Origin of the sequence: Pseudoalteromonas sp. CR1, assembly GCF_019392235.1 — a bacterium.
In the GTDB taxonomy this organism is placed as follows: domain Bacteria; phylum Pseudomonadota; class Gammaproteobacteria; order Enterobacterales; family Alteromonadaceae; genus Pseudoalteromonas.
This window is the reverse complement of record NZ_JAHXRM010000010.1, coordinates 51406-65167: the sequence shown is the minus strand read 5'-3', so window position 1 is coordinate 65167 and position 13762 is coordinate 51406. Positions and strand designations below refer to the sequence as shown.

The following is a 13762-nucleotide window of genomic DNA, read 5'->3' as shown; positions in this document are numbered from 1 at the left end:
CAGGGCTTATTCGCCTTCACTTTCCATAAAGCGTTGCAGTTGGTCTTTAAGGTTTGGCGGAATACCTTTAATCACCAACGTGTCTGTTGCTTCGTTGTATGTAACACGCTCACCTAAATGCTTGCGCTCAAAGCTTACACTCACACCGCCGCCTAAACCTGAAAATTTAACCATACTAGTTACGGTTTTTTTATCGACTGGGAACGTTTCTTCTAAATCGTAACTCTGGTCTTTGCAAAAGCTGTCAAACGGGCTGTCGTCACCTTTTGAAATAGCGGCTGAAAGTTCACTTACGCTTGCTTCTTCGCCGGTAGTTACACAGTCATTGCAGTAATCAAACACCTGCTTACGTAAATCATCTTTTTCTGATTTATCGAACTGTTGCTCTGATAAATAGTCCTCTACCGCATTTAGCATGACTTGGCTTTGTTGTTTAGGATCTACACCTTCTTCACAACCTAAAAAATCTAAGAAAAAGTCAGCAACTTTTCGCCCCGCTCTGCCCTTTATAAACGAAATGTAACGATTATCTTCAGGTTGTGTATCCCAAGCGGTTAAATCTATACGCGCTGCTAATTGCATACGAGAAATATCAAGATGACGCGAGGCTGCTAAATCTAGCTCAGAGGTCATTGAGTAATGCTCTTTAATATTAATCATCGCAATTAGCATATAATCGGTAGCCACGTATTGGTAATGACAAAATACCAAATAGCCTGTTTCGTTAAATGCGTATTTATCTAGCTCTTCTTTTAATACGGTAGATGCTTGCTCAGTTAAGTGCCAAAAGCCCAGCTCGTTATTGCGGTAACTTTGCATAGACGACGCAACAATACTGTTTTTTTCGCCACTAAAGGCGCAGTAACCTTTACCTGGCTTACCCGTGAATGCATGGTGTAATTGTTCGATAAAAACAGCGACTTTATCATTAATGATCATTTCGTCGTTGCGAAGGTGAATTTGCGTATCGTCATCTTTTTTGTCTACATAATGAACGACTAATTTTTTAACGTCTGTTGTCATCTTTGTTTTTCACGCCTCAAGTGTTAAAATACGGGAATATAACTATTTTATTGAACCAACTGATGCCAATCTTATCAAAATACTCTAATGAAGAAGTAGAACAAATCGTCGACCAGCTTATTGATGTGCTAACTCAACACAAAGCACCGGTTGATTTAAGTCTTATGTGTTTAGGAAATTCTATCACGCATATCCTAAAAGAGCATGTACCAACAGGGAAAAGACAAGCTGTAACTGAGAACTTTGCAAAAGCACTTTCACAGTCGGTTAAATAAACACATGAATTTATCGCAGCACAATCAGTTTTCATCAAAAGCAAGTCAGTTGCTAAGCTGGGGGCATTGGTTTACCTTTGCCAACATAGGTTTAGCGCTACTAATTAGCTTAAGCTATTTATTTGCTGACTCGCCTCCTACAAGCTTTATGGGCATTACCTATATGCTAGTAACATGGCTTAGCCATACTAGCTTTATTGCCTTTTTAGCGTTTGTGCTGACGGTATTTCCTTTAAGTTTAGTGTTTCCTTACCCACGCCATATTCGTGGCATGGCAGCTGTTATAGCCACCTTTGGCGCGTCTTTGTTAACTTTAGACGCTTATGTATATGTTAACTTGGGTTATCATTTAAACCCATCGGCCCTGCCCGAAATTATTTCTTTACTTTGGAACCGCTTAACCACCTCCCCGGCACTTACTACGTTTCTTGCAGGCGGTATTGTGTTATTGATTTTAGGTTTTCAATTAGTCGTAAGCAATTATACTTGGCACCATTTGGCACGCTTAAAGCAGTTAAAATTCGCACGTTACGCTATTTCATTTTTAGTGCTTTGTTTTGCATTTAGCCACAGCATTCATATTTGGGCAGACGCTAACTTAAAATTTGATATTACCAAGCAAGATAACGTGTTGCCGCTTTCGTACCCAACTACCGCTAAAAGCTTACTGGCTAAAAATGACTTGCTTGACATAGAAACTTACAACCAAGCTCATAGCGTAAAAATTAGTAACCAAAATATTAATTACCAAGCACCGGCACCACTTGCTAAGTGTGACGAGTTTACTCAAGCCAACGTAGATATTTTTGTGTTTGAAACCGATGCACAACTAGTGAAGTTTGCAAATAACAACAAAGAGCTACATAAAACAGATCTATTTTTACAACCTACTAACCATGACGATATGCTGTTTGGTTTAGTATATGGTTTACCGTCGTATTACAAAGCCGCTATCTTACAAGAGCAAGTACTTCCAGCTTGGCAGAGTCAACGCCGTAGTATTGAAGTTGTGGGTATTGATAACCTCAGCTTTATTAATGATCAAGCTCATACTAATAATGCCATTAGAGTTATTAAAGGGAACGACGAGCAAGCGCCACGCGACAACACGCATGTTTTTGCCTTTAGTTTAGCAAGCGACAACGCTGAAGTAGTCACTACATCAACCTTATATACTTCTGATAAAAACATTGCTGAAATAAATGGGCTGATACAACCTAGTGATTTAATTACAACGAGTGTTGGCAAATACTTAAACTGCAGCGCCATTGCTAAACAAGCAATGCTCGGTGTAAATTTATACAAGAAAAAAGATGATATGGGCGTTAATTACAGCCAAGGTGTTGTAATTGCTTATAAAAAAGATCGAATCACCTTAATTGATTCAGATGGTAACTTTAAAAACATTTCTGCCGCTGAAGGTTTTTCTATCGAACAGCGCTTAGATATTCCTTTTTTAGTGCAAAGCATTAAAAAGCTTAAAACCTTTTCTGAATAGCCTGAGTATTAACCTAGCTTGCGATACTGCCAAGCTAGGTTATAGTTTTATTACCTGTTAATGACTTAACAAAATAAACTACGTTCATGGATGGCTGTTATGTCTAAATTTACTTCTTCTGCTGTACTATTTGCCTGCATGTGTTTTTTAAGTAGCGATTGCAACGCAACCACCTACTATAAATGCGTGACCGAAAAAGGCACTACCTTTTCTCAGTTCCCTTGTGATAGCCAAGCAACGGCTTATAAAGTGACTACTACTAACGTCACAGAGTCAGGGCCTGATGCTAATTATTCAAAACAATTAAATGCACTTGAACGAGAGCAAATTTTAAAAGGCTTAGAGGCAGAGCTGCGCAGTAATAATCATAAGCTTGCTATTCTCGACAGAGACAAGCAACGTAATGAATACAAACAAAAGGAGCGCTTAAATCATATTTTGGCTGACGACGATAAAAAGCGAATTTCAAAAGACATCACTAAAAAGCTTAAGTTAATAAATAAAGAATATAAAAAAGATGTATCTACCATTACCAAACGAATTAAAAAACTTGAGAAAAAAATCGAACGTTATAAAAAAGAGTAATTAATCGCCACTATATTCAGTTTACAATGTGCACTTTTAGTTAATTGAAAAATTTAGTCCCTATTAATTTAGCTTGGTTTTAAACCTAAAATAACATACCCTTAACAAAATAGAGTATAAGCTCTACTGTGTAATAAGGAGTGCGAATGCAGCCACGTAATATTGCTGAATTAATTTTAACTGGCTTTAAAAAGCACTATCAGCTTTTTCAAAAAATAACCGCTCAAGCGCCCCTTGCGTTTGCCAAGCAAGACTGGCAAGCAATTAATGATATTAGCCGTTTGCGTATTAGTTACTACGATGAGCGCGTTAACGAAACAATACAGACCTTAAAACAAGATCACCCTTCGCACGAACTCGACGAAGTCCTTTGGCTTGAAGTTAAAAAACTATATCAACAATTTTTATGTTTTCACCCTCAGGCTGAACTTGCCGAAACATTTTATAATTCGGTGTTTTGCAGGCTTTACCATAGGCGTTATTTTCATAACGATTTTATATTTGTACAAGCCACGCTAAAAGATGCGCCATCGGTTCCTGTTGAGTCAGAATACCGAAGTTATTTTCCAGTTGTTGATGGCCTTAAGCCCACAATTAAACGCATTATTAATCACTTTGACTTTAAAGCCCCGTTTGTTGATTTAGAGCGCGATATTCGTCTGCTAGTTAAAGCATTTTATAAGCAAGCGCCTGACACGCATCATCAACCGTGGAAAATGCGCTTTGATATTTTACATACCGCGTTTTATCGTAATAAGGCCGCTTATATTGTTGGGCGGGTAGTATCTGAAAGTGGTGTGCAACCTTTTATTATTGCTGTTCTCCACCACGAGGATAAAGGCTTATATTTAGATGCCCTACTCACTAAATCGTCACAGATGCGTGTTATTTTTGGCTTTGCCCGCGCTTACTTTATGGTTGAAACACACGCTCCTTCAGCACTTGTACGCTTTTTAAATGAGTTAATGCCCAATAAAACAATTGCAGAGCTGTATAATGCAATCGGTTTTCATAAGCAGGGAAAAACTGAGTTTTATCGTGAGTTTTTGAATCATTTAACACATTCAAATGATGAATTTACCATTGCACCAGGTACACCGGGTATGGTGATGATGGTATTTACGCTCCCTTCTTTTGGTTATGTATTTAAGGTAATTAAAGACAAGTTTGGTGAGAGTAAACCGTTTGGTCGCGACACAGTTTTAAAACGTTATCAACTCGTTAAAAGTCATGACCGGGTTGGTAGAATGGCCGACACAATAGAGTATTCAAACGTCGTATTTCCTTTAGCACGCTTTGATAGTAATTTACTTGAGCAACTTCATAAAACGATTGGCTCGTCTATGGTCATTGAAGGTGATTGGCTGATCATAAAGCATTTGTATATTGAGCGACGCATGACACCATTAAACTTATTTTTAGAAAATGCTGACGACGCAAGTGCTGCTGATGCGATAGAAGAATACGGCCAAGCTTTAAAAGAAATGATAGCGGTTAATATTTTTCCTGGCGATATGCTATTAAAAAACTTTGGTGTAAGTAAACACAAGCGCATTATTTTTTACGATTACGACGAAGTGCAATATTTAACAGACATGAATTTTAGAGCGTTGCCCAAGGCCAAAAGCTACGATGATTACTTAATGGATGAGCAAACCTACTCTGTTGCCCCGCAGGACGTTTTTCCTGAGCAACTTTGCACATTTGTGACGCCAAACCCGACATACAAACAGTTTTTAATCAGCACACACCCTGAACTGATTGATGTTAACTTTTGGAAGCAGGCGCAACAAAATATAAAAAATGGCCTAATAAATCATATTTACCCGTACCCGACAGCACAGCGTTTTATCCATCACTGGTAGGCGCAAGGACACACACATGAACATAAGCAAAATAGATTTAAACTTACTTGTATACCTCGATACACTACTTCGTGAGTGCAACGTTACACGCGCTGCAAATCAGTTAAGCATTACACAACCAGCTATGAGTAACGGCCTTAAGCGCCTTCGTAACCTTTTTAACGATCCTATTTTAGTTCGTACTAGCGATGGCATGGTGCCAACAGAACGTGCCATTGAGTTACAACCCGTCATTCGTGGCATACTCATGACGCTTGAAGAAACACTCGCACCAAACAGAGAGTTTGAAGCCAGCCAAAGTAAACGTGTATTCAGGATAATGGCCAGTGACTATGCAGCCAGTACACTTGCACCAAAACTACTAAGCAAACTGCACGAAGAAGCCCCAGATACAACGTTAGATATACTCACACCAAGCGACGTGACTTTTCACGATGTTGAAAACGGTAAAGTAGATATGGCAATTAACCGTTTTGAAAATCTTCCGCAATCGTTTCACCATAAGCGTATTTGGAAAGACAGCTTTTGCTGCCTGGTAAAAGCCGATAACCCAATAATCGAAAACTTCAGTCTTGATAGCTACCTAAAAGCTCGCCACATATGGGTAAGTAAAACAGGCTTTGGCGTGGGCGTTGGTATGGATCCAAAAGATGTGCAAAAACTGGGGTGGGTTGATGAAGCACTTGCTCATTTTGGTAAACATAGAAACATTGCCACATTTACACGTAACTACCATGTCGCCATTCACTTGGCAAAAGAGCAAAACTTAGTCGCTACTTTGCCATCAAAAGCGGCTAATATTTATTTAGACGATGCCGGTCTTAAAATTTTAGAGCCACCATTTCCTATTCCTCCTTTTGAATTAGACATGATTTGGAGCCCACTGCTGCACAGAGATGCTAGCCATATTTGGCTTCGTCAAAAAGTAGCTGAAGTGGCCGATGAACTAAAATAAATTTATTACACGATTATTTGTAAGATTTGCTAGGCGTCATAGTGTTTTTTCGCCTAGTTATTTTTATAAACTCTAGATACATATAAATATCAGTTACTTAACTCCGCCATTTAAAATGGAATGGCTCTTGCTTTAGTTATGATAAGTTTCATTCATAACATTAAAGAGGTCATTATGAACACCCTTCAAGGAACAGACGCTAATCATATTTCAGACATCATCCAAGTAATGAACAGCGGTATCGATTTTTACCAAAAAGCACAAGAGAATATTGAAGACCCCGCCATAGGGGCACTATTTCAGCGCATGATTGATGCGCGCAGAGTAAGTATTGAACGCCTGCAACCCTATGCTATAAACGAGCAAGGCGAGCGAGAAGAAGGGTCGTCATTTGCTGTTGAAGCACGCAGAGCATACACCGCGCTTCTTACCACGTTTAGTTCAAACAACGACAGCACCTATGTAAGCGAGCTTGAAGAGGTTGAGGACAAAACCTTAGCGGAAATTAAAGAAGCTATGGATAAACCACAACCTGCCGATTGTGAAGCCGCGCTTGCCGCAACACTCCTTACAATGCAAAGTTGTCATGCTGAAATGAGCCGAATGCAAAAAAGCTAAATAACCTGAATTGTTTTTTAGCTATTCAGTAAATTATTCCCCATACAAACCCAGCGACAGGCTGGGTTTTTTATTACTCAAAAATCATGAATATGTTTTAGTTACATGTTAGAACATATTTTATACAAATATTTAATATTATTAGAATATTTATTTAACTGTATTATTTTTCAGCTGTGCTAGTTTTGTTAATAGGATCCTAAAAACCTCGCTGTGGCGCCGCAGCTTTAATTAAAATAGTAAGGTCCAATATGAAAAATAAAACAGCTAAACTGCAAAATAACGCCGACGTAGACATGACCCCAATGCTTGATATTGTGTTCATACTGCTCATATTTTTTATTGTTACTACCTCATTTGTTAAACCCGTCGCCATTGAATTAAACCGCCCATTAGACAAGCCAAGTATTGAAAAACAAAGCAAAAATGCAGTTTTCAGTATTGATGCAAATAACGGCGTTTACTTTTCAGATAGGTTAATTGACTTAGAGCAAGTGTCGAACAACTTAGCCATGTTTGCAGCTAAATATGAAATAAGTTCGGTGCTTATAAAAGCAGATGAAAACAGTAAACACAATACGCTGATGAAGGTGATGAATAACATTAAAGAGTATGATAACTACGCAATTAGCTTAGTTTCTAATTAAAACCTATTAGCTAGTCAGTGTTAAATATAAAACCAAAAAAAGGGCCTTTCGGCCCTTTGAGTTAAATAACGAAAGGGAGAGTTAGTTATTAAAAGCGGTACTCTGCGCCTACATAGTAGTATGCGCCGTTAAAGCCAAAAGGTGCTGAACGACGAGAGTATTCAAACACGCCATTACTACTTACAACAGTATTGCCGTTAGCGTCTACAATTGTGCCTGTACGAGAGTTACCAATTTCATTTTTGTCTGGGTATACATCAAACAAGTTATTAGCACCCACATTCACAGATAGGTTTTCGTTAATAAAGTAATTAACTTTTACGTCTGTTAGTATTTCGGCACCGTAAGTTTGACGACCACCGTCTTCTACTGTGTATTCACCAAAGCGATTTAGCGACAGATTAACGGTCCAGTCTTCATTTTGATAAAGCGCACTTAAGTTAATACGATCTTCTGGTTGCCATTCTTCAATAATCGAAATTTCTTGATCTGAAAACACGCTTTCAACTGGCACAGTTTCAAGACCTGAACCTGATGGTGTAAATAACGAAACAACTTCAGTTTCTGTAAAGTTAGCAGCAAGGGTAAAATCAAGTGTGCCACCAAACCCTTCGGTATTGTAGGTTGCAACAAAATCTATACCGCTTGTTTCTGTGTCTGCACCGTTTAAGAAAAACTGGCCTGCACCAGCACCAGAGCTAACAAGCGCGGCGTCTAAACTAGTAGAAAGTCCTTTACCCAAACGGTTACTGATAACAATTCGGTCGTCAATATCGATTGAGTAGTAGTCTACCGTTACGTTAATGCTGTCTGTTACGTTATATACAATACCTAAGCTACGGTTTTGAGATTTTTCTTCTTTAAGTTTTGGAATACCTAAACTTTGTGCCAGTGTAGAGTCGTTTCTGAACGTTCCCACTTCTTCGGCTACTAATGTGCCATTTGGACCTACAACAAACTGTGTACTGATGTTGTTAAAGTAAAGTTGTTGCATAGACGGCGCTCTAAAGCCTGAGCTTAACGCACCACGTAATGAAATATCGTCTGTAATTGCCCAGTTACCCGCTAACTTAAAGTTAACCGTGTCACCAAATCCTTTGTAGTTATCGTAACGAAGTGCGCCCGATAAAATTACGTCTTCAATAACATATGCTTCAGCGTCTAAATAAAACGAAATCACATCTCGAGATTCATCTACTGATGATGCAGGTGACGAACCACCAAAACCTTGCGTGCCGCCAGACGCGTTTTCGCTGCCAACACCGCCACTTAATCCACTGTAAATGCTTACGCCGTTATTTGTATCGTAATCACGATAAGCATACTCATTACCAGCTAAAATACGGTACTCGTCGGTACGCATTTCTGCGCCCATTGCTAGCGAGTAATCGTCAAAGTTTTGAGTAAAATCTAAATTAATTGTTTGCAGAGACAATTCCATGCCATAAGCATACGCTTCACGCGGGATGGTCGAACGAATGTCAGCCGCACTTAGACCCTGTTCGTAACGTAAAAAGTTAGCGTATGAAGCGTTAATTGTATCGCTTGTTGTGTAGTCGATACTGTTTTCACCGTACGTGTACGATAAATCAAGGCTTGAATCGTTATCAAACTCTGTTTTGTAACCAAAGTTGTAAGAAATATCATCAATGGTGGTGTTTATTTTTGGTAAAAAGCCAAGTGGAATTGTTGCGTCGCCATCTTGCAATACTGGGTTACCACCCGCATTAGCATTATGACGGAAAAACGCGGCAGATTCGTTGTCGCGTGTTGAATACGTGATAAATCCATATAATTCGCCATCGCCTAGTTCATAGCCCGTATTTACGGTTAAACCAAACTGTTGCGAATCAGCATCACCAATCCTAAATGTATTACGATCAGCTGTTAATTCACGTGGGTCACCTGCCAGCAATGTGCCATCGCTGAGTTCTTCACAGCCGTAAAACTGACACGAACCATGCAAACCTGCACGATTAGTTGGCGCACGATCACGGTAATTAATAGTTGTATTTAAGTAGCCGTTGTCACCGAGTGCAAAACCTTTGTTGAAATCAACATTAACTGTTTCGCCGTCACCTTCAGAGTATTCACCGTAGTTAATTGCAGCTTTACCACCTTCATTGCCATCTTTTAATACAATATTGATAACACCTGCAATTGCATCAGACCCATATTGAGCAGCTGCACCGTCGCGAAGAACTTCAATACGTTTGATTGCAGAAGCCGGAATAGCATTCATATCGGTACCCGCAGTACCACGACCAACCGAGGTATTAATATGGATAATGCTAGCTTGATGACGACGTTTACCGTTGATCAATACCAATGTTTGATCGGGACCTAAACCGCGTAATGTTGCAGGTCTTAATGCATCTGTACCGTCGCTGATAGATGAACTTGAAAAGTTAAATGAAGGCGCAATTGCTTGTAGCATACGGCCCACTTCAGTCTGGCCTGTATTTTCAAGTGCTTCAGCACTTAAAATATCGACCGGAACGGGTAAATCTTCAACCGAACGCCCTGCTACACGGCTACCAACAATTGCAATTTTTTCGATTTTTTCTTGGGCAACGTCTTCTGCTGCATTTACACCTTGAGAATTTACCGCCAGTAATGCCGGTAATACTGCTGCACTGACTGCTGAAAGCTTCATCATGTTGTTATCATTCCTGTTGATTTGTTTGAGTTTTATACTCAGTAATCCATTTTGATCAACAACCGCATCGAGCTCAGTCCCTACCAATAATGCCTCCAGCGCATCTAGTTGGGTATAAAATCCATAGACTGAATTTGCTTCATATTCTTTAGCTAACTCGTATGAAAACACCACGGTTTGCTTGGTTTGTTTAGCAAATTCAATTAAGGCTTTGTCTGCTCGCTGCGCTTTTATATCAAATTGCACCATTTGCCCGGTAGTTTGACTTGCGGCTTGCACACTTAGGCTAAACATAGCGGGTGCAAACACACATAAACCACTCAATAAATGCAATTGGTTACTGCGCACTGTATATAAACAGCTGGCAAACAAAAATCCTCTATGGTTTTGTTTCTTTTTTTTAATCTTTTTTTTACGTGTAGGATTTAAAGATGCAACTTTATCTAACATATGTCTGATTTGCATAGCTGCTTCTTATGATTTTGTATTTTGCGTAAGCGTTACTGTGTGTTTACCTTGGCGTTCATGACTAATAGAAAAGTTAGTGTGTAAACTTTCTAACAGACCAGTCACGTCGCCTGCTTTAAACACACCGGCTACTTTTATAGACGCAAGTTCTTCTGACGATAATTTAAAGCGTGTAGAGGTATAACGGCTCACTTCATTTAAAGCGTCGCTAAGCGGTTCACCATTAAAAACAAGCATGCCATTTTGCCAAGCTAAATCACGTTCAACATCATCAATAGAAAGCTGAGTGATTGGCTTAGTGATGCTTTTTTCTATAACAGCCTTTTCGCCAGAGGTAACTATATTGGCATTAATTTGGCGTATTTTTTCTGCATTTTTATCAGCTAACTGATAGGCTTTAAAGTCGCTGGCATCAACTGCTACACTCGGATCGGTGATCATTACTTTGCCTTCGGTTACCACCAGCTCTAAGTGGGAAGATGTATTGCGCTGAACATTAAATACAGTACCCAATGCTGTAAAACTTTTATTGCCAGCCATTACACTAAATGGGCGAGATGCATCTTTAGCAACGTTAAATCGACCTTCCCCCCTATTGAGCAATAGTTGTCTGCGGCCTTTGCTATAAGCGACTTCTAATAAACTATTTGTATTTAATTGCACAATGGTGCCGTCGGGTAATGCGTAAGTTGCTTGCTCGCCAACTTTGGTTTTATAAATTTTAGTGTAATTAACTTTTGCTAACTGTTGGCTATAACCGTTTTCTAAATTAATTAATAGATAACTACACACCATAAGTGCTGCAAATAAACTGGCTGCAATAGACGTTGAAACCAGCCATCTTTTTTTAGGTTGCTTACTATTACGATGAGGGAATAAATGACTGAGCTCGTTTAAAACAGATATTTCATCCCATAGGTGAGCTAGCTCGTAAAGTGCATCTTGGTGAGCGTTGCTTTGCATCATCCACAATGTAAACTGCTCTTTTTCATCTTTTGATAAGCCACGGTCAATGGCACTGATCCAGTCACATGCCGTTTCTAAAATTAAATCTTTTGAAGTAAATTGATGAACATTGCTCATTTTGCAACCCTCTTTACTGTTAACGGATGAAGAGAATTGTCGTGATTAGTTTTTGCCACTTGGCTTTGATCGTGTTCGCGCATGTAAAGCATGGTTTTTAATAACCCTTTAGCAATGTGTTTTTCAACAGTACTCTGACTAAGCTGCATCTCGCTTGCGATCTCTTTTTGGCTCATGCCATATACTTTTTTTAGTATAAAACATTTACGGGTTGATGGACTTAATTGCTCTGTTGCTCTGCAAAACAGTAAAAAACGCTCTTTGGACGTGTATTCGTCTTCAAGCTGCATTGACTTTAGCAACACAGGTAATTCGCTGTCATCATCAAGCGAATCATTAAATTTGTTGTCCCACTTAGCCACATGGTTTAATGCTAAATGTTTAGCGGTTTTTAACATGTAACTACGGGTGTATTGAATATCTTGTTTTAAATCAGCCTCGTAGCTTTTTATAAATGTTTCTTGCACAATGTCGTCTACGTCATCGGGCTGTACTATTCGAGAAACAAAGCGTTTAAGTTGGCTTGAAATATCAACAAATGTTGACGCAAATTTATTCTTTTGGGTCATGTTTAGTAAACACCTGTTGTTATTTTTGTTACCGTAAGATTACGAGTTTTGAATATAAAAAACTAGTTAAATGTAAATTTTTAGTTGTATAAATGTCATATTTTTTTATTAGGGGTATTCATGGGTAAAATTTTAGACTACATCCGACTGAGTTTTTTTGCTTGCGGGCTGCTTTTAGGCGTGCAAATACCTGCATTTGTCAGTGATTTTGGCCAAGCATTAAACGCTCAATTAGTTGAGGCAAATAATGCGATTGCACCTTTTCAAAAGGACGCCAAAAAATACTTTAACAACGACCTAACCAAATTAATAAAACACTATGAAAATTTAGGCGATGAAATTGTCGGTAAAGGTGCCAATCATATTCAAACTCTCAGCCAGCGTCAGCAAACGTTGGCAAAGGCTGTTGATGCGTTTTCAAGCTCGCCTTATCTGTTTACACTTACCAGCGAGCTACACACTATAAAACAGCAAGTATGGCAACGTTTTGAAGGGCAAATAATTTTAAAAACAGACTCTATTACAGCAGCAATTATCTTTGCAATAATCATTGCATTTATTGCAGAACTTACAGGCTTTTTGTTGATGGCTGTAATTAAGCGCACTTACCACCGATTAGTCGGTGCATGTGAATAACGATTTCATAAAATCAAAAAATACCTCTGTTTTTCGAGTTGTTAAACTATTTTGTGGCCGTAAAAACCATACAGGGGCATCGCTTTGTGCCAATACGTTTGGCATCACTTCTACTAATGCGCCATTTTTAAGTTCGTCATTTATGGCAAGTCTTGATTTTATAGCAATGCCATGACCCGCAATGGCAGCTTGTGTCATGTTGTCGGAGTTTGAAATAGTAAAACGTGTTTGTGCATTAAATGTGTGAATTTTTTGTTGGGCATCATAAAGCTTTAACTGGCGTTGCCATGGTAGGCAGACCCAAAAATGTTTTTCCAACTCAGTAATGGTTGTTGGCATTGAATGCTTTTTTATATAGCTGGGTGCGGCGCATAATATACGACTGTTATTGACTATTTTACGCGAAAGCAATCCTGAATCATTTAATTGCCCTACACGAATAGCCACATCTTGCGCATCATCAACCACGTTTACAAATTGATCGGTTATTAAAAAGTCTAGCTTTAGATCTGGAAAAGCGTGCTCAAATTCATTAAGCCTAGGCATTACATATTTAGAGAAAACCCAAGGTGGCATGGTGACTCTCAATAATCCACTTACTGATGAACTTCGTGCGCCAATACTGTGCTCTGCATCGCGTAATGCTTCAATTATGGCACCAATACGGGTATAGAATATTTCTCCCGCTGGGGATAAGCGAACGCGTCTGCTGTCTCTAAACACAAGCACAGTAGCTAGCTCTCGCTCTAATTTACTTAAGCGGTGACTCACCGTTGCAGGTGATAAACGCTGTTCACGAGCAGCTGCCAACACCCCTTTATTTTCAACCACGGCAATAAACGTTTCTAGGTCACTTAAACTGTACATAAAAAACCACAGTG

13 protein-coding genes are annotated in these 13762 nt (G+C 39.1%); 8 read left to right on the top strand and 5 right to left on the bottom strand.

What is annotated here, in order from left to right:
* Positions 1 to 6: 6 nt before the first annotated feature.
* Positions 7 to 1023, bottom strand: a complete 1017-nt coding sequence (gene yejK / locus KZZ04_RS10505; RefSeq protein WP_219422692.1) for a nucleoid-associated protein YejK — start codon at positions 1021 to 1023, stop codon at positions 7 to 9.
* A 62-nt stretch (positions 1024 to 1085) separates the two neighbouring features.
* Between yejK and KZZ04_RS10500 the strand changes: the two genes are divergently transcribed.
* The 7 genes from KZZ04_RS10500 (at position 1086) to KZZ04_RS10470 (ending at position 7466) form a co-directional block, all read left to right on the top strand.
* Entirely contained in the window at positions 1086 to 1298 is a 213-nt protein-coding gene (locus tag KZZ04_RS10500; RefSeq protein WP_006794656.1) for a DUF1414 domain-containing protein, read from the top strand.
* 4 nt (positions 1299 to 1302) lie between these two features.
* Entirely contained in the window at positions 1303 to 2796 is a 1494-nt protein-coding gene (locus KZZ04_RS10495) for a DUF3413 domain-containing protein (RefSeq protein ID WP_219422691.1), read from the top strand.
* 99 nt (positions 2797 to 2895) lie between these two features.
* A complete protein-coding gene (locus tag KZZ04_RS10490) occupies positions 2896 to 3381 on the top strand; it encodes a DUF4124 domain-containing protein (protein WP_219422690.1) in 486 nt (161 codons plus the stop codon).
* Positions 3382 to 3527: 146 nt separating this feature from the next.
* Positions 3528 to 5246: a bifunctional isocitrate dehydrogenase kinase/phosphatase gene (gene aceK, locus KZZ04_RS10485; protein ID WP_219422689.1), complete on the top strand. Its 1719-nt coding sequence runs from the start codon at positions 3528 to 3530 to the stop codon at positions 5244 to 5246.
* A 16-nt stretch (positions 5247 to 5262) separates the two neighbouring features.
* The gene (locus KZZ04_RS10480; protein WP_006794660.1) at positions 5263 to 6201 is read left to right on the top strand and encodes a LysR family transcriptional regulator; all 939 of its coding nucleotides are present in this window, start codon (positions 5263 to 5265) and stop codon (positions 6199 to 6201) included.
* Positions 6202 to 6375: 174 nt separating this feature from the next.
* Positions 6376 to 6819 (top strand): PA2169 family four-helix-bundle protein, encoded by a 444-nt coding sequence (locus KZZ04_RS10475; protein WP_219422688.1) that lies wholly within the window; start codon positions 6376 to 6378, stop codon positions 6817 to 6819.
* Between the two features lie 251 nt (positions 6820 to 7070).
* Positions 7071 to 7466, top strand: a complete 396-nt coding sequence (locus KZZ04_RS10470) for a biopolymer transporter ExbD (protein ID WP_219422687.1) — start codon at positions 7071 to 7073, stop codon at positions 7464 to 7466.
* Between the two features lie 88 nt (positions 7467 to 7554).
* Here the strand turns inward: KZZ04_RS10470 and KZZ04_RS10465 are convergent, their stop codons facing one another.
* From KZZ04_RS10465 to KZZ04_RS10455, 3 genes are read right to left on the bottom strand one after another with little or no spacing between them, the layout of a single operon-like run.
* On the bottom strand, positions 7555 to 10590 hold the full coding sequence (locus tag KZZ04_RS10465) for a TonB-dependent siderophore receptor (protein WP_219422686.1): 3036 nt from the start codon (positions 10588 to 10590) through the stop codon (positions 7555 to 7557).
* Positions 10591 to 10599: 9 nt separating this feature from the next.
* Entirely contained in the window at positions 10600 to 11676 is a 1077-nt protein-coding gene (locus KZZ04_RS10460; RefSeq protein ID WP_219422685.1) for a FecR family protein, read from the bottom strand.
* Complete coding sequence (locus tag KZZ04_RS10455; protein WP_219422684.1) at positions 11673 to 12245, bottom strand: RNA polymerase sigma factor; 573 nt, start codon at positions 12243 to 12245, stop codon at positions 11673 to 11675. The genes KZZ04_RS10460 and KZZ04_RS10455 overlap by 4 nt, the downstream gene beginning before the upstream one ends.
* 120 nt (positions 12246 to 12365) lie before the next feature.
* On the opposite strand from KZZ04_RS10455, the gene KZZ04_RS10450 reads away from it, so the two are divergent.
* Positions 12366 to 12881, top strand: coding sequence for a DUF2937 family protein (locus KZZ04_RS10450; protein WP_219422683.1), 516 nt, complete (start codon positions 12366 to 12368; stop codon positions 12879 to 12881).
* On the opposite strand, the gene KZZ04_RS10445 is transcribed toward KZZ04_RS10450, so the two are convergent.
* Complete coding sequence (locus KZZ04_RS10445) at positions 12861 to 13748, bottom strand: LysR family transcriptional regulator (protein ID WP_219422682.1); 888 nt, start codon at positions 13746 to 13748, stop codon at positions 12861 to 12863. The two genes, KZZ04_RS10450 and KZZ04_RS10445, sit on opposite strands and share 21 nt — an antisense overlap.
* Positions 13749 to 13762 lie beyond the last annotated feature (14 nt).